The organism is Streptomyces sp. NBC_00154, from assembly GCF_026342835.1.
Taxonomy (GTDB): domain Bacteria; phylum Actinomycetota; class Actinomycetes; order Streptomycetales; family Streptomycetaceae; genus Streptomyces.
On record NZ_JAPEMI010000001.1, the window covers coordinates 5218403 to 5234304 of the forward strand.

A 15902-nucleotide genomic window follows, 5' to 3' on the forward strand; every position below is an offset into this window, starting at 1 on the left:
CGTGTGTTGCAGGACCGACACAAAAACGGTCCAAAGCTGCTGCGCCTTCGGCGTGACTGCGTAGGGTGCTGGGAAACCGCGCACGGACGGTTGCGGGGCAAGGGGAGAGGGGACAGCGCGTGACGGTCAACATGACCAAGGGTCAGGCCATCAGCCTGCAGAAGAGCGACGGGGGGACCCTGACCGCGGTACGGATGGGACTCGGCTGGCAGGCGGCGCCGCGCCGCGGTCTGTTCGGCTCGCGCACGCGGGAGATCGACCTGGACGCGTCGGCGGTGCTGTTCGCCGACAAGCAGCCGGTCGACGTGGTCTTCTTCCGCCACCTCGTCAGCGACGACGGGTCGGTCAAGCACACCGGCGACAACTTGGTCGGCGGTGCCGGTTCGGGCGGCGACGACGAGGCGATCCTCGTCGACCTGCAGCGGGTGCCGGTCCACATCGACCAGATCGTCTTCACGGTGAACTCCTTCACCGGCCAGACGTTCCAGGAGGTGCAGAACGCCTTCTGCCGCATCGTCGACGAGACCAACGGCCAGGAGCTCGCCCGCTACACGCTCGACGGCGGCGGTCAGTACACCGCCCAGATCATGGCCAAGGTGCACCGCGTCGGCGCCGGGTGGCAGATGACGGCCCTCGGTAACCCGGCCAACGGCCGTACGTTCCAGGACCTGATGCCGGCGATCCTGCCGCACCTGTAGGCAAGGCCGGACCGATCGGGTCCGTATCGGTACGCGCAGCTCCCGGAGGCATCGGCCGCCGGGAGCTGCACCACATGCACCCCACCAACATGGCACGGCATCGCGCGGCACGGCGGATCGTGGCAGCGGACCGCGCATCATCAACTCGTCGAGGGGACAGGGCAATGACGGCCGAGCTGGTCCGGGGGCAGAACCACACCTTGCCCCAGACCCGTCTGGAGATCCGGGTATCGGCCGGTACACCTGTCGTGGCCGGTGCCACGCTCGGCGACGAGCGGGGCACCGTGCACGGCATCGAGTGGATCGCCCACCCGGGCTCGCCCCAGCTGCCCGGACTCGAAGTGTCCAGGCAGGCCGCCGCCGACCACCGGCTGGCCGTGGACCTCGACGCCGTGCCCGCCGCGGTGCACCGCGTCACCGTGCTGCTGGCGCTGCCCATGGAGGCCGGCGGGCCGGTCAGATTCGGCGCGGTCGCCGCACCCTTCGTCGCCGTCACCGGCCTCGAAGGCACCGAGATCGCGACCTTCACCCTCACCGGCCTGGATGCCGAGTCCGCGGTCGCCGCCCTGGAGCTCTACCGCCGGCAGGGCGACTGGAAGGTCCGCGCGGTCGGCCAGGGATATGCGGGTGGCCTGGCCGCGATGCTCGCCGACCAGGGGGTGACCGGAGCGGCGGAGCTGGCCCGGTCGATCCACGAGGCGGTCGCCCGGGGCATGGCCCGCTCGGTGGCGCCGCCCCCGCCCCGCACCCCGGAGGGGGACCGGGTCCGCCACACGGCGGCGATCGGCGATCCGGCTCCGCCCGTCAGCCCGCCGGCCGGCCACACGCCTTCCCGGCCCACAGCCGCCACGGACTCCACCGCGGGCGGCCCCACTGCGGGGGCGAGCACGGGTCCCATCAACTACGCGCACCCACGCCGCGAGGCGACTGCGCCCCCGCCGCCCCCGCCCACCGCACCGCCCGCCGAACCCGGCCGGCCCGCGCAGCCCGTCGCCGGGGACGCGACCGGCTGGTCCATGGAGGAGCGCCTCTACAACCAGGTCTGGGGCATGTTCGAGGACCTGGCCCGCACCACCGCCGCTTACCGCAGCGCCGTCGACTTCGCCGAGTCCCGCATGGACCAGGAGCTCGACCGGGCCCTGTCCGATCCGCGCAACAGGATCGGCGGGGCGGGCGACCGGGCCCGCGAGGAGGCCCGCGCCAAGCGTGACCAGCTGACCGACCGGGCCCGTGAGGCGCTCGACCGCGATCTCGCGCAGCTCGCCGCCGAGTCCGCCGTCGTCGAGCCCGCGCTCCCCGCCGCGTTCGCAGGCTGGGACAACCCCGTGTGGCACGCCTACCGCGTCCCCATGGAGATCCCCATGGCCCTGCGGATCGGCGACCTCCATCTGCCCGAGAACCCCGACCTGCGCATCCCCTTGCTCGTACGGCTGCCGCTCGAACGCGGCATCTGGGTCGACAGTGGGCGCACGGCATCCGAAGCCGCGGCTCTGACCGATACGGACCGGCTCCGCCGCCTCGCCATGGACAACGCGGTCGCGCACGCCGCCCGGCTGCTCGCCGTCTACCCCGCGGGCGAGTTCTCCGTCCACGCCATCGACCCCGCGGGCTCGGCGGCGGCAGCGCTCGCGCCTCTGGTGAACTCCGGGGTGCTCGCCGGGCCGCCCGCCTCCGGTGCCGGGGGAGTGGCATCGGTCCTCGCCCAACTCACCCGACGGGTCGATCTGGTGCAGATGGCCATCCGGGCCGGCGCCGCCGACTCGCTCCCGCCGGAGCTGGACACAGCCGAGCAACTGCTGATCGTCAACGACTTCCCGCACGGCTTCGACGACCGGGCCGTCACCCAGTTGCGCTATCTGGCCGACGAGGGGCCCTCGGTCGGCGTCCATCTGCTGATGGTCGCGGACCGGGAGGACGCGAGCGCCTACGGGCCGGTGCTCGATCCGCTGTGGCGGTCCCTGCTGCGGATCACCCCGGTCGCCGACGACCACCTGGCCGATCCCTGGGTCGGCCATGCCTGGACGTACGAGCCGCTGCGGACGCCACCCGGCAGCCGGGTGCTGGAGCAGGTCCTGGCCCAGGTGGCCGCTGCCCGGCGGACCGGCCGACGACCATAAGGCAATGCCCCCTCAGGCAACCCCTGACCTGGCGTTTTGAGCGATCTTTACCCTGCGCTTTACCTTTTTTTGGTATTCCCTGTACTGTTCCTTGGACGGAGGGGAGTACTCCCATACGCGACGTTCCCGTCAGTACGGACTGTGACCGGTCCCGGGGCGTCGGCCCGTGGTGCGCATCCCGTGCGCCCGGGTGGAAGAGACCTCCGGCAGCGACGACGCTGATCAGTAGCCGTAGCGAACTGCCGGAGGCGCAGTGGACGTTTCAGGAACCCTCTGGGTACTGACCATTCTTGGTCTGTCAGCCCTTATTGCCATCGACTTCTTCATCGGGCGCAAGCCCCATGACGTGACGACGAAGGAAGCCGGAATCTGGACGATCGTCTGGATCGCGCTGGCCGCCCTCTTCGGGCTCGGCCTGCTGGTCTTCGGCGAGAGCCAGGCGTCGGGCGAGTTCTTCGCCGGCTTCATCACCGAGAAGTCCCTCAGCGTCGACAACCTCTTCGTGTTCGTCCTGATCATGGCGAAGTTCTCGGTGCCTTCCCACCTCCAGCAGCGCGTGCTGCTTGTCGGTGTGCTGATCGCCCTGGTGCTGCGAGCGATCTTCATCGCCGCGGGCGCCGCGGTCATCGCCAACTTCTCGTGGGTCTTCTACATCTTCGGCGCGTTCCTGATCTACACCGCCTGGAAGCTCATCCAGGAGGCGCGGGCCGACGAGGAGGAGGACGAGTTCGAGGAGAACCGCCTCCTCAAGTCGATCGAGCGCCGCTTCGGCGTCGCCGACAGGTATCACGGCACCAAGCTCTTCATCAGGAGCAACGGCAAGCGAGTCCTGACCCCGCTGATGGTCGTCATGCTCGCCATCGGCACCACAGATGTGCTGTTCGCGCTGGACTCGATCCCCGCGATCTTCGGCCTGACCCAGGACCCGTACATCGTCTTCACCGCCAACGCCTTCGCGCTGATGGGGCTGCGGCAGCTGTACTTCCTGATCGGCGGTCTGCTGAAGAAGCTGGTGCACCTCAGCTACGGGCTCTCGGTCATCCTCGGCTTCATCGGCGTCAAGCTGGTGCTGCACGCGCTGCACGAGTCCGGGGTGCATGTCCCCGAGATCTCGATCCCCGTCTCGCTCGGCTTCATCTGCGGGGTGCTGGTGATCACCACGATCACCAGCCTCATCGCCAACAAGAAGCAGGAGGCGGCCGAGGCCGCGGAGGCCGACCGGGCGGCGCAGGAGAGCTCCAGCATCGACGCCTGATCCGGTCGGGGGGCAACGGGGGCGGGCGGCGGAGCCGCCCGCCCTTTCCTCACCAGCCGCGTGCGCGCCACTCGGGCAACTGTGGCCGCTCGTCACCGAGCGTGGTGTCGTGGCCGTGGCCCGGATAGACCCAGGTCTCGTCGGGCAGCTGGTCGAAGAGCTTGGTCTCCACATCGTGGAGCAGGCTCGCGAATGCCTCGGGGTCCTTGTGTGTGTTGCCGATTCCGCCGGGGAAGAGGCAGTCCCCGGTGAACAGGTGCGGAGCACCGTGCGGATCGTCGTAGACCAGCGCGATGGAGCCCGGGGTGTGGCCGACCAGATGGCGGGCGGTCAGCGTGACCTGCCCCACCCGGATCGTGCCGTTGTCGTCGACGAGGACATCGGTCGGGACCGGGATGCCCGCGGCGTCGTACCGCCCGGCGTAGGTACGCGCACCGGTGGCCGCCACCACCTCGGCCAGTGCCTGCCAGTGGTCGCCGTGCTGATGGGTGGTGACGACGGACGCGATGGAGTCGTCACCGATCAGCCGCAGCAGGGTTCCGGCCTCGTTGGCCGCGTCGATCAGGAGCTGCTCGCCGGTGGCCCGGCAGCGCAGCAGATAGGCGTTGTTGTTCATCGGGCCGACGGCGACCTTGGAGATCATCAGATCCGTCAACTCGTGTACATCCGCACGTCCGCCGACCTTGACCGCTCCGCTGTACGTCATACGCCTCAGCCTATAGCGGGGGCAGCGCGGGGAGGCGGCCACCGTCCACGGTGAGTGCGGACCCGTCGCGGCGCCCGGAGAGCCAGCCCAGCAGCTCCGGCGCGGTGCCACGGACCACGACAGGGCTGCCTTCCGCGCCGCCGCCCGTGGTCCAGAACCTGCCGTCGTCGGCGGCCACACCCGTGGACACGACCTCCGGGTGCCGGCCGAACCGCTCCACGAGGAAGTCGATTTCGCGGACCACGAACTCGTCCGGCAGGTCTTCCAGCTCGTAGCCGATGCCCAGGTCGACATGGTGCAGCTCGACCTCGATCCAGCGGCGGAAGGGGACGCGGGACGCCGAGGCCGTCACGCCGTTGCGCATCGTGATCGTGCGCGACCAGTCGGCCGGCTCGGCGGCCGCGGCCAGGAAGCGGGCCGCGCTCTCGCGCACATCGGCCAGTTGTTCGGCGAGCGGCCGGGGTGCGTCGCGCTCGATGTCACGCTCGCGGGTTTCGCTGTCTGCGTACATCGGGCGGCTCCGGAGAACATTTACGAGCGCGTCGGCGTTACGAGAGAGGTGCGCAAGAACATGGCCCCGGCTCCAGCCGGGCAGCCGCGACGGCTCGGCGACTGTGACGTTGTCCAATTTGCCCGTTGCGCTGAGGAGCCGATCGGTCGCTTCACGTACGGCTTCCAGGTCGCGCGCATGATCAATCATGTGGCCGAGCCTAGCGTCGCCACTCATTCGGGTGAAGGGGATGTCAGCCGTCCGTAAATCGAATGCGCGTGCTATACGCTCGGACTCGAAAGCTTCGTACATCGCTGTGGCGCCCCCCATACCCTGGGACGGGGGCTCAGTTCCCCCACTTCTCCTCTAGAAAGGTGCGGACAGGCGTGGTCGACCGTCTCATCGTCCGTGGCGCTCGCGAGCACAACCTCAAGAACGTCTCGCTCGACCTCCCCCGCGACTCCCTCATCGTCTTCACCGGGCTCTCCGGGTCGGGCAAGTCATCGCTGGCGTTCGACACGATCTTCGCCGAGGGCCAGCGGCGATACGTGGAGTCGCTCTCCTCGTACGCCAGGCAGTTCCTCGGCCAGATGGACAAGCCGGACGTCGATTTCATCGAGGGCCTGTCGCCCGCCGTCTCCATCGACCAGAAGTCGACCTCGCGCAACCCGCGCTCGACGGTCGGCACGATCACCGAGGTCTACGACTACCTCCGGCTGCTCTTCGCCCGGATCGGCAAGCCGCACTGTCCCGAGTGCGGCCGGCCGATCTCCCGCCAGTCGCCGCAGGCCATCGTCGACAGGGTGCTCGCCCTGCCCGAGGGCAGCCGCTTCCAGGTGCTGTCGCCGCTGGTGCGCGAGCGCAAGGGCGAGTTCGTCGACCTCTTCTCCGATCTGCAGACCAAGGGCTACAGCAGGGCCAGGGTCGACGGTGAGACCATCCACCTCGCTGAGCCGCCCAAGCTCAAGAAGCAGGAGAAGCACACCATCGAGGTGGTCATCGACCGCCTCACGGTGAAGGACAGCGCCAAGCGCCGGCTGACCGACTCGGTCGAGACCGCGCTCGGTCTCTCCGGCGGCATGGTCGTGCTCGACTTCGTCGACCTCCCCGAGGACGACCCCGAGCGTGAGCGGATGTACTCCGAGCACCTCTACTGCCCGTACGACGACCTCTCCTTCGAGGAGCTGGAGCCGCGCTCCTTCTCCTTCAACTCGCCCTTCGGTGCCTGCCCCGACTGCACGGGTATCGGTACGCGGATGGAGGTCGACCCGGAGCTGATCGTCCCCGACGAGGAGAAGTCCCTCGACGAGGGCGCGATCCATCCCTGGTCGCACGGCCACACCAAGGAGTACTTCGGGCGGCTGATCGGCGCCCTCGCCGACGCCCTCGGATTCCGTACGGACATCCCGTGGGCCGGACTGCCGCAGCGCGCGAAGAAGGCCCTGCTGCACGGCCACAAGATCCAGACCGAGGTCCGCTACCGCAACCGCTACGGGCGCGAGCGCGCTTACACCACCCCGGCCTTCGAGGGTGCGGTGCAGTTCGTCAAGCGGCGGCACTCCGAGGCAGAGAGCGACTCCAGCCGGGAGCGCTTCGAGGGCTACATGCGCGAGGTGCCCTGCCCGACCTGTGAGGGCACGAGGCTGAAGCCGATCGTCCTCGCGGTGACGGTGATGGAGAAGTCCATTGCCCAGGTCTCCGCGATGTCGATCAGCGAGTGCGCCGAATTCCTCGGCCGGTTGAAGCTGAACGCCCGCGACAAGAAGATCGCCGAGCGAGTGCTGAAGGAGGTCAACGAGCGGCTGAGGTTCCTGGTCGACGTCGGCCTCGACTACCTCTCGCTCAACCGCGCGGCAGGCACCCTGTCCGGCGGCGAGGCGCAGCGCATCCGGCTCGCCACCCAGATCGGCTCCGGCCTGGTCGGCGTGCTGTACGTGCTGGACGAGCCGTCCATCGGACTGCACCAGCGGGACAACCACCGGCTGATCGAGACCCTGGTCCGCCTCCGTGACATGGGCAACACACTCATCGTCGTAGAGCACGACGAGGACACCATCAAGGTCGCCGACTGGGTCGTCGACATCGGCCCCGGTGCCGGTGAGCACGGCGGCAAGGTGGTCCACTCCGGATCGCTCAAGGAGCTGCTGGCCAACGACGAGTCGATCACCGGTCACTATCTGGTCGGCAAGAAGTCCATCCCGATGCCCGACATCCGGCGCCCGGCCGACCCGACGCGCCGGCTCACGGTGCGCGGAGCCCGGGAGAACAACCTCCAGGACATCGACGTCTCGTTCCCGCTCGGCGTACTCACCGCGGTCACGGGTGTCTCGGGCTCCGGTAAGTCGACGCTGGTCAACGACATCCTCTACACCCACCTGGCGCGCGAGCTGAACGGCGCCAAGTCGGTCCCCGGCCGGCACACCCGCGTCGACGGTGACGACCTGGTCGACAAGGTGGTGCACGTCGACCAGTCGCCGATCGGCCGGACACCCCGGTCCAACCCGGCGACGTACACCGGCGTCTTCGACCACGTCCGCAAGCTGTTCGCCGAGACGATGGAGGCGAAGGTGCGCGGTTATCTGCCGGGCCGCTTCTCCTTCAACGTCAAGGGCGGCCGCTGCGAGAACTGCTCCGGCGACGGCACGATCAAGATCGAGATGAACTTCCTGCCGGACGTGTACGTCCCGTGCGAGGTCTGCCACGGGGCGCGGTACAACCGGGAGACCCTGGAGGTCCACTACAAGGGCAAGTCCATCGCCGAGGTGCTGGACATGCCGATCGAGGAGGGCCTGGAGTTCTTCGAGGCCGTACCGACGATCGCCCGCCACCTCCGTACGCTCCACGAGGTGGGCCTCGGATACGTCAGGCTCGGCCAGTCCGCGCCGACGCTCTCCGGCGGTGAGGCACAGCGCGTGAAGCTCGCGAGCGAGCTGCAGAAGCGCTCCACCGGCCGCACGGTCTATGTCCTGGACGAGCCGACCACCGGACTGCACTTCGAGGACATCAGCAAGCTGATCAAGGTGCTGTCCGGGCTGGTCGACAAGGGCAACTCGGTGATCGTCATCGAGCACAACCTCGATGTCATCAAGACCGCGGACTGGGTCATCGACATGGGCCCCGAGGGTGGCAACGGCGGTGGTCTGGTCGTCGCCGAAGGCACGCCGGAGCAGGTCGCCATGGTCCCGGCGAGCCACACCGGCAAGTTCCTGCAGGGCGTCCTGGACCCGGTCCGGGTGAGCGAGGCGGCAGTGCCGGCGGCGCGCAAGCCGGTACGGAAGGCGGCGGCGAAGACGGTGGCCGCCAAGTCGTCCCCGGTGAGGAAGACGGCTACGGCGAAGACGGCTTCGGCCACGGCGGCTGCGGCGAAGAAGCCCGCGGCGAAGAAGGCGACCCGCACGCGCAAGGCCTGACCCGCACGGCGTCGAGAGGGCGGTTCCCGGAGGGGAGCCGCCCTCTCGCGCGTACCGCTGTGACCAGGCGCGATCGTCCAGGACCGGCCCGGCCGCAAGGCTGTCCTTCTCCGCCGGTATCGTCGCTTCTGTCACCGATGCCCGTGGTGCCTGTGGTGCCTGTGGTGCCCCTGGTATCCCGGGAGTCTCCTGGTACCCCGGTACCCGGCGCTTCCCTGACGCCCCTCGTCCTGCCCCTCACACCCTGTGGAGTCCGCATGTCCGGCCAGCCCGCCCGCCGTACCGTGCTGAAGGGGGCCGCTCTCGCCGGTGTCGCCGGGCTGGGAGTGGCCGCCTGTTCGACCGAGTCGAAGCTCGGGCACGCCGAGACACCCACCCCCACCGCCCCCGTGGAGCTCGGGGCCGCGGACGAGGTGCCGGTCGGCGGATCCAAGCTCTACCGCGAGCAGCGGGTCGTGGTCAGCTGCCCGGCCAAGGGCCAGTACAAGGCGTTCAGCGCCCAGTGCACCCACGCGGGCTGTCTGCTGGACAAGGTCGAGAAGAACGAGGGGAACTGCCCCTGCCACGGCAGCCGCTTCGACACGACGACCGGCGAGGCGGTGCACGGCCCGGCGACCGTGCCGCTGCCCTCCGTCCCGGTCAGGGTCGAGGGCGGAAAGCTGATAGCCGGTCCTGACGCCTGACGCCTGACGCCTGACGCCTGACGCCTGACGCCTGACGGGTGACGCGCCGGGCGCACGGGACCAGCGGTCGTCACTCCCAGTCCCAGTCGATGCCGACCAGGCCGGGCCGCACCCCCTGCTCCACCAGGTGCACGGTCCGATGCCGGCCGGTGAGTGTGAGGTCCGTACGGCCGCCGCGCGGAGCCCCCACCGAAACCTGGGCGAACCGCCGGCACCGTACCGGCAGCGCGTCCTCGTCGAAGTGCACCTGCAGCACGTACTGTCCGCCGCCGAAGCTGAAGCCGCGCACGTACTCGCCGCACGGGCCGCCCGTACCGTCGTCGAACCCGTAGCCGAAGAGGTACGTCTCACCCGCCCGCAGCCGGGTGTCGAAGAGCAGCTCGGCCATGAGCACCCCCGCCTCCCGGTCCCAGCGGACCCGGCCGGTCCGGCAGTTCTCCCGGGCCGCCACCTCCACCCGCGCGGGGTCGCAGCCCGGATCGCCGCGGTACACGGCGAGATAGCGGTCGATCCCGTCGCGGTGCGCGCGCACGACGTGCTGCGAGTCCCGGCGCCGCAGCTCCCGGCCGGACCCGATCCGTACCCGCTCCTGGTGCCCCACCGTGTGCAGCCCGCCGTCGGCCGGTGACTCCAGCGCGTCGAGCAGCCGCTCCACCGCGCCGGACGCCTCCATCAGGGAGCGGTACGAACGAGCGGCCGGTCGCTCGGCGTCCGCGCGGGCATCCCCGGCGTCGAGCAGCCGGAGCAGCGAGTTCCCCGGCAGTTCCAGCACCTCCTCCAGCGCCTTCACCGCCCGCAGGGACTCGGCGCGCTGCGGGCGCCGGGCCCCCTGCTGCCAGTAACTCAGGCTGGTCACGCCGACCTTGACCCCGCGGTGTGCGAGATGGTGCTGCACCCGCTGGAGCGGCAGCCCACGCACCGAGAAGGCGGTGCGCAGCGCCAGATGGAACGGGCCGGTGTGCAGCATCTGCGCCAGTTCGGCCTCGGTGCGCTGCATGACGTGCCTCCAGTGAACGTTCACGGCACGGGGCGGGGAGACCGCGCCGGTGGGAGCGGGACGGCAGGTGGCCGGGGGCGGACCGTTCACGCGTCCGCCACACCGTTCACACCGCGCTGTTCCCCCGCATTGAAGCGTGTTGACCCGTTCCCGACAACGGTCGATGCTCCTTGAACGGTGACGGCGCCCGCTGACCCCGTGCTCCGGGGCGCGCTCCCCCACCCCGCACCCCGGAGCACGGCATCGCCCCCGAGGACACCGCACTGTCACCGCCCGCAAGTAGGGTGGGCACCATGGCAGACCCCTCCAGCTACCGCCCCAAGCCGGGACAGATCCCCGACTCCCCGGGGGTCTACAAATTCCGCGACGAGCACCGCCGGGTGATCTACGTCGGGAAGGCGAAGAGCCTGCGCCAGCGCCTGGCGAACTACTTCCAGGACCTGGCCAATCTCCACCCGCGCACCCGCACGATGGTCACCACGGCCGCCTCCGTCGAGTGGACCGTCGTCGCCACCGAGGTCGAGGCGCTGCAGCTGGAGTACTCCTGGATCAAGGAGTTCGACCCCCGGTTCAACGTCAAGTACCGCGACGACAAGAGCTATCCGTATCTCGCGGTCACGCTGAACGAGGAGTTCCCGCGGGTCCAGGTCATGCGCGGCGCCAAGAAGAAGGGCGTGCGGTACTTCGGTCCGTACGGGCACGCCTGGGCGATCCGCGAGACCGTCGACCTGATGCTCCGGGTCTTTCCCGTCCGCACGTGCTCCGCCGGTGTCTTCAAGAACGCCACGCGGACCGGCCGCCCCTGCCTCCTCGGCTACATCGGCAAGTGCTCGGCGCCCTGCGTCGGCCGGGTCACCCCCGAGGAGCACCGAGAATTGGCGGATGGCTTCTGCGACTTCATGGCCGGCCGCACGGGCACGTACATCCGCCGGCTGGAGAAGGACATGATGGCGGCGGCCGAAGAGATGGAGTACGAGCGGGCGGCCCGGCTCCGCGACGACGTGGAGGCCCTCAAGCGTGCCATGGAGAAGAGCGCCGTCGTCCTCGCCGACGCCACCGACGCCGACCTGATCGCGGTCGCCGAGGACGAGCTCGAGGCCGCCGTGCAGATTTTCCACGTCCGCGGCGGCCGGGTACGCGGCCAGCGCGGCTGGGTCACCGACAAGGTCGAGGCGGTCGACACCTCGGGCCTCGTCGAGCACGCCCTGCAGCAGCTGTACGGGGAGGAGACAGGCGACTCCGTCCCCAAGGAGGTACTCGTCCCGGCCCTTCCGGAGGACCCCGAAGCGGTCTCCCAGTGGCTCGCCGACCGCCGGGGCTCCCAGGTCAGCCTGCGCATCCCGCAGCGCGGCGACAAGAAGGACCTGATGGTGACGGTCCAGCGCAACGCCCAGCAGGCCCTGGGGCTGCACAAGACCAAGCGCGCCTCCGATCTGACGACCCGCTCCCGCGCCCTGGAGGAGATCGCCGAGGCGCTCGGCCTCGACACGGCTCCGCTGCGCATCGAATGCTTCGACATCTCCCATCTCCAGGGCGACGACGTGGTCGCGTCCATGGTCGTCTTCGAGGACGGTCTGGCCCGCAAGAGCGAGTACCGCCGCTTCCAGATCAAGGGCTTCGAGGGGCAGGACGACGTCCGCTCGATGCACGAGGTGATCGGTCGCCGCTTCAGGCGCTACCTCCAGGAGAAGGAGCGGACGGGGGAGTGGGAGGAGAGTCCGGCACCCTCCGGAGCCGTACCGGCCCCGGACCCCGCCGCCGGGGACGGCGACCCCTTCGACAACGAGCCCCGCGAGGACGACGGCCGCCCCAAGCGGTTCGCCTACCCGCCGCAGCTCGTCGTGGTCGACGGCGGCCAGCCGCAGGTCGCCGCGGCCAAGCGGGCCCTCGACGAGTTGGGGATCGACGACATCGCGGTCTGCGGCCTCGCCAAGCGCCTCGAAGAGGTATGGCTGCCCGACGACGACGACCCCGTGGTCCTGCCCCGCTCCAGCGAGGGCCTCTACCTCCTGCAGCGCGTCCGCGACGAGGCCCACCGCTTCGCCATCACTTATCAGCGGGCCAAGCGCGCCAAGCGCATCCGCTCCAGCCCCCTGGACGCCGTCGCAGGCCTCGGCGAGACCCGGAAACAGGCGTTGATCAAGCATTTCGGCTCCGTGAAGAAGCTGAAGCAGGCGACAATCGACGAGATCTGCGAGGTTCCGGGGATAGGCCGCAGGACGGCGGAATCAGTGGCTGTCGCCCTCGCCTCGACCACCCCGGCCGCGCCCGCCGTGAATACGGCGACAGGAGAGATCATTGAAGAGGACGACGGGGGCAGCACGACATGACTGAGCACGAACACGAGCAGGAGCGCGCGCACGACGGCGCAGACCGCGTGCACGGCAGCACGGACCGAGCAGACGGAGCAGGACACGTGAGTACGGGCACCACGACCGAGACGGGCGATGCCACCCCGGCCATCCCCGAGCTGGTGATCATCTCCGGCATGTCGGGCGCCGGACGATCCACCGCCGCCAAGTGTCTGGAGGACCTCGGCTGGTTCGTCGTCGACAACCTGCCGCCCGCCCTGATCCCCACCATGGTGGAGCTCGGCGCCCGGTCCCAGGGCAATGTGGCCCGGATCGCCGTCGTCGTCGACGTGCGCGGCCGCCGTTTCTTCGACAACCTGCGGGAGTCCCTCGCCGACCTCGCGGCCAGGCACGTCACCCGGCGGATCGTCTTCCTGGAGTCCTCCGACGACGCGCTGGTCCGCCGCTTCGAATCGGTCCGCCGCCCGCACCCCCTCCAGGGCGACGGCCGCATCGTCGACGGCATCGCCGCCGAGCGCGACCTGCTGCGCGAGCTCCGCGGCGACGCCGACCTGGTGATCGACACCTCCAGCCTCAATGTGCACGAGCTGCGCGCCAAGATGGACGCCCAGTTCGCCGGTGACGAGGAGCCGGAGCTGCGCGCCACGGTGATGTCGTTCGGCTTCAAGTACGGCCTGCCGGTCGACGCGGACCTGGTGGCCGACTGCCGCTTCCTGCCCAACCCGCACTGGGTCCCCGAGCTGCGCCCGTTCACCGGACTCAACGAGGAGGTCTCGGCGTACGTCTTCAACCAGCCGGGCGCCAAGGAGTTCCTCAACCAGTACACCGAGCTGCTCCAGCTGGTTGCCGCGGGCTACCGCCGTGAGGGCAAGCGCTATGTGACGATCGCCGTCGGCTGCACGGGCGGCAAGCACCGCTCCGTCGCGATGTCCGAGAAGCTGGCCGCCCGGCTCGCCGCCGAAGGGATCGAGACCGTTCTCGTCCACCGGGACATGGGGCGCGAGTGACCAGCCGCAATCTGCGCCTGCGGCGGCTGCGCAGAGCCACCTCTGCGCTCTCCGCCCGCAAGCGTGGCGCCCAGCCCAAGGTCGTCGCGCTCGGCGGCGGCATGGGCCTGTCCGCGTCGCTCGCCGCGCTGCGCCGGATCACCGGCGATCTCACCGCTGTGGTCACCGTCGCCGACGACGGCGGCTCCAGCGGCCGGCTCCGTGAAGAGCTCGGCGTCCTGCCGCCCGGCGACCTCCGCAAGGCGCTCGCCGCACTCTGCGGCGACGACGACTGGGGCCAGACCTGGGCGCAGGTCATCCAGCACCGCTTCCAGTCCAAGGGCGATCTGCACGAGCACGCGGTCGGCAATCTGCTGATCGTCGCCCTCTGGGAGCAGCTCGGCGACCATGTACAGGCCCTGGACCTGGTCGGCAAGCTCCTCGGCGCGCACGGCCGGGTGCTGCCCATGTCCGCCGTGCCGCTGGAGCTCCAGGCGCTCGTACGGGGCCACGACCCGGCCCGTCCGGACGCCGTGGACACGGTGCGCGGCCAGGCGACGGTGGCGCTGACCCCCGGTGAGGTGCAGTCCGTGCACCTTGTCCCGAACGACCCGCCGGCCGTCCCGGAGGCGGTCGAGGCGGTCCTCGACGCGGACTGGGTGGTGCTCGGCCCGGGATCCTGGTTCTCTTCGGTGATCCCGCATCTGCTCGTACCGGAACTGCTCGACGCGCTCGTCACGACGAAGGCCCGTAAGGTCCTCTCACTCAACCTGGCACCGCAGCCCGGCGAAACTGATGGCTTCTCTCCGCAGCGTCATTTGGAGGTTTTGGGACGACACGCCCCTAAACTCGCCCTGGACGTGGTGCTGGCCGACGAAGCCGCCGTGCCCGATCGCGAGTCCCTCGCCGATGCCGCCAAGCGGCTCGGTGCCGCGGTCGAGCTGGCGCCGGTGGCCTCACCCGACGGCGTTCCGATCCATGATCCGGAGCTGTTGGCCGCCGCGTACGACCGTATTTTTCGGATGCATGGAAGGATCGGCCCATGGCGATGACGCCAGCGGTGAAGGACGAAATCTCTCGGCTTCCCGTGACCCGGACCTGCTGCAGGAAGGCAGAGGTTTCGGCGATTCTTCGGTTCGCGGGCGGGCTGCACCTGGTGAGCGGCCGGATTGTGATCGAGGCGGAGCTGGACACCGCAATGGCGGCGCGTCGGCTGAAGCGGGACATTCTCGAAATTTTCGGGCACAGCTCGGAGCTGATCGTGATGGCCCCCGGCGGGCTGCGCCGCGGCTCCCGCTATGTCGTACGGGTGGTGGCGGGCGGCGACCAGCTGGCCCGCCAGACCGGCCTGGTGGACGGTCGCGGCCGGCCCATCCGCGGGCTGCCCCCGCAGGTGGTCTCGGGGGCCACCTGCGACGCCGAGGCTGCCTGGCGCGGTGCCTTCCTGGCCCACGGCTCGCTCACCGAGCCGGGCCGCTCCTCCTCGCTGGAGGTGACCTGCCCGGGCCCGGAGGCGGCGCTCGCACTGGTCGGCGCGGCCCGCAGGCTCTCCATCGCGGCGAAGGCCCGCGAGGTACGCGGCGTGGACCGGGTCGTCGTCCGCGACGGCGATGCGATCGGCGCCCTGCTCACCCGGCTCGGTGCCCATGAGTCGGTGCTGGCCTGGGAGGAGCGGCGGATGCGCCGCGAGGTCCGGGCCACCGCCAACCGGCTCGCCAACTTCGACGACGCCAACCTGCGCCGCTCGGCACGGGCCGCGGTGGCCGCAGGCGCCCGGGTGGGTCGCGCCCTGGAGATCCTGGGCGAAGAGGTGCCCGAGCACCTCGCGGCGGCCGGACGGCTGCGCATGGAGCACAAGCAGGCCTCCCTGGAGGAGCTGGGTGCGCTCGCCGACCCGCCGCTGACCAAGGACGCGGTCGCCGGCCGGATCCGCCGGCTGCTGGCCATGGCCGACAAGCGGGCCCAGGACCTCGGTATCCCGGGGACGGAGTCCACGCTCAGCGAGGAGCTCGCCGACGGCCTGGTGGGCTGAGGTGAAACGGCGTCGAATCCCGGCCGAAGGCGGAACGTGCCTTGCCCCCGGGGATGTTGACACTCCGTAATCGTCACTGCATGTGAGGCCGAGCAACCGGAGGCCCGTACTCCTACCGGGGAGTACGGGCCTTCGCGGCGCTTCCGGCCCCGCACGATGTCACTCCGGAGCCCACGGAGAGGTAGGGTCGGAGGCGGTCGGGGACATCCCATACAA

Annotated in this window: 12 protein-coding genes; 9 read left to right on the forward strand and 3 right to left on the reverse strand. The window is 70.1% G+C overall.

What is annotated here, in order from left to right:
• The first annotated feature begins 119 nt into the window (after nt 1-119).
• The 3 genes from OHA03_RS23395 (at nt 120) to OHA03_RS23405 (ending at nt 4070) form a co-directional block, all read left to right on the forward strand.
• Nucleotides 120-698: a TerD family protein gene (locus OHA03_RS23395; protein WP_030919738.1), complete on the forward strand. Its 579-nt coding sequence runs from the start codon at nt 120-122 to the stop codon at nt 696-698.
• Nucleotides 699-862: 164 nt separating this feature from the next.
• Nucleotides 863-2815, forward strand: a complete 1953-nt coding sequence (locus OHA03_RS23400) for a TerD family protein (RefSeq protein ID WP_267005752.1) — start codon at nt 863-865, stop codon at nt 2813-2815.
• A 253-nt stretch (nt 2816-3068) separates the two neighbouring features.
• Nucleotides 3069-4070, forward strand: a complete 1002-nt coding sequence (locus tag OHA03_RS23405) for a TerC family protein (RefSeq protein WP_267005753.1) — start codon at nt 3069-3071, stop codon at nt 4068-4070.
• 49 nt (nt 4071-4119) lie between these two features.
• On the opposite strand, the gene OHA03_RS23410 is transcribed toward OHA03_RS23405, so the two are convergent.
• Together OHA03_RS23410 and OHA03_RS23415 are read right to left on the reverse strand one after the other, a co-directional pair.
• Nucleotides 4120-4776: an MBL fold metallo-hydrolase gene (locus tag OHA03_RS23410; protein ID WP_267005754.1), complete on the reverse strand. Its 657-nt coding sequence runs from the start codon at nt 4774-4776 to the stop codon at nt 4120-4122.
• A 10-nt stretch (nt 4777-4786) separates the two neighbouring features.
• On the reverse strand, nt 4787-5476 hold the full coding sequence (locus OHA03_RS23415) for a maleylpyruvate isomerase family mycothiol-dependent enzyme (RefSeq protein ID WP_267005755.1): 690 nt from the start codon (nt 5474-5476) through the stop codon (nt 4787-4789).
• A gap of 176 nt (nt 5477-5652) precedes the next feature.
• Here OHA03_RS23415 and uvrA point away from each other — a divergent pair, with 176 nt between their 5' ends.
• Both uvrA and OHA03_RS23425 read left to right on the forward strand, forming a co-directional pair.
• Nucleotides 5653-8676, forward strand: a complete 3024-nt coding sequence (gene uvrA / locus OHA03_RS23420; protein ID WP_267005756.1) for an excinuclease ABC subunit UvrA — start codon at nt 5653-5655, stop codon at nt 8674-8676.
• A gap of 257 nt (nt 8677-8933) precedes the next feature.
• A complete protein-coding gene (locus OHA03_RS23425; protein ID WP_267005757.1) occupies nt 8934-9359 on the forward strand; it encodes a Rieske (2Fe-2S) protein in 426 nt (141 codons plus the stop codon).
• A gap of 70 nt (nt 9360-9429) precedes the next feature.
• Here OHA03_RS23425 and OHA03_RS23430 read toward each other — a convergent pair whose 3' ends face one another.
• Entirely contained in the window at nt 9430-10356 is a 927-nt protein-coding gene (locus OHA03_RS23430; protein WP_267005758.1) for a hypothetical protein, read from the reverse strand.
• Nucleotides 10357-10649: 293 nt separating this feature from the next.
• On the opposite strand from OHA03_RS23430, the gene uvrC reads away from it, so the two are divergent.
• Genes uvrC through whiA form a run of 4 tightly spaced genes read left to right on the forward strand, consistent with a single transcriptional unit; the run spans nt 10650 to nt 15686 of the window.
• On the forward strand, nt 10650-12686 hold the full coding sequence (gene uvrC / locus OHA03_RS23435; RefSeq protein WP_267005759.1) for an excinuclease ABC subunit UvrC: 2037 nt from the start codon (nt 10650-10652) through the stop codon (nt 12684-12686).
• Nucleotides 12683-13675 carry an RNase adapter RapZ gene (gene rapZ / locus OHA03_RS23440; RefSeq protein WP_267005760.1) on the forward strand — a complete coding sequence of 331 codons (993 nt, stop codon included), beginning with the start codon at nt 12683-12685 and terminating at the stop codon, nt 13673-13675. The genes uvrC and rapZ overlap by 4 nt, the downstream gene beginning before the upstream one ends.
• A complete protein-coding gene (gene yvcK, locus OHA03_RS23445) occupies nt 13672-14706 on the forward strand; it encodes a uridine diphosphate-N-acetylglucosamine-binding protein YvcK (RefSeq protein WP_267005761.1) in 1035 nt (344 codons plus the stop codon). The genes rapZ and yvcK overlap by 4 nt, the downstream gene beginning before the upstream one ends.
• Complete coding sequence (gene whiA / locus OHA03_RS23450) at nt 14697-15686, forward strand: DNA-binding protein WhiA (RefSeq protein ID WP_030919772.1); 990 nt, start codon at nt 14697-14699, stop codon at nt 15684-15686. The genes yvcK and whiA overlap by 10 nt, the downstream gene beginning before the upstream one ends.
• Nucleotides 15687-15902 lie beyond the last annotated feature (216 nt).

Bases quoted from the DNA above. Each gene is read 5' to 3' on its own strand.
- OHA03_RS23400 (WP_267005752.1), top strand. From the start codon at position 863: ATGACGGCCGAGCTGGTCCGGGGGCAGAACCACACCTTGCCCCAGACC.
- OHA03_RS23410 (WP_267005754.1), bottom strand. From the start codon at position 4,776: ATGACGTACAGCGGAGCGGTCAAGGTCGGCGGACGTGCGGATGTACAC.
- OHA03_RS23415 (WP_267005755.1), bottom strand. From the start codon at position 5,476: ATGATTGATCATGCGCGCGACCTGGAAGCCGTACGTGAAGCGACCGAT.
- OHA03_RS23425 (WP_267005757.1), top strand. From the start codon at position 8,934: ATGTCCGGCCAGCCCGCCCGCCGTACCGTGCTGAAGGGGGCCGCTCTC.
- OHA03_RS23430 (WP_267005758.1), bottom strand. From the start codon at position 10,356: ATGCAGCGCACCGAGGCCGAACTGGCGCAGATGCTGCACACCGGCCCG.
- uvrC (WP_267005759.1), top strand. From the start codon at position 10,650: ATGGCAGACCCCTCCAGCTACCGCCCCAAGCCGGGACAGATCCCCGAC.
- rapZ (WP_267005760.1), top strand. From the start codon at position 12,683: ATGACTGAGCACGAACACGAGCAGGAGCGCGCGCACGACGGCGCAGAC.
- whiA (WP_030919772.1), top strand. From the start codon at position 14,697: ATGGCGATGACGCCAGCGGTGAAGGACGAAATCTCTCGGCTTCCCGTG.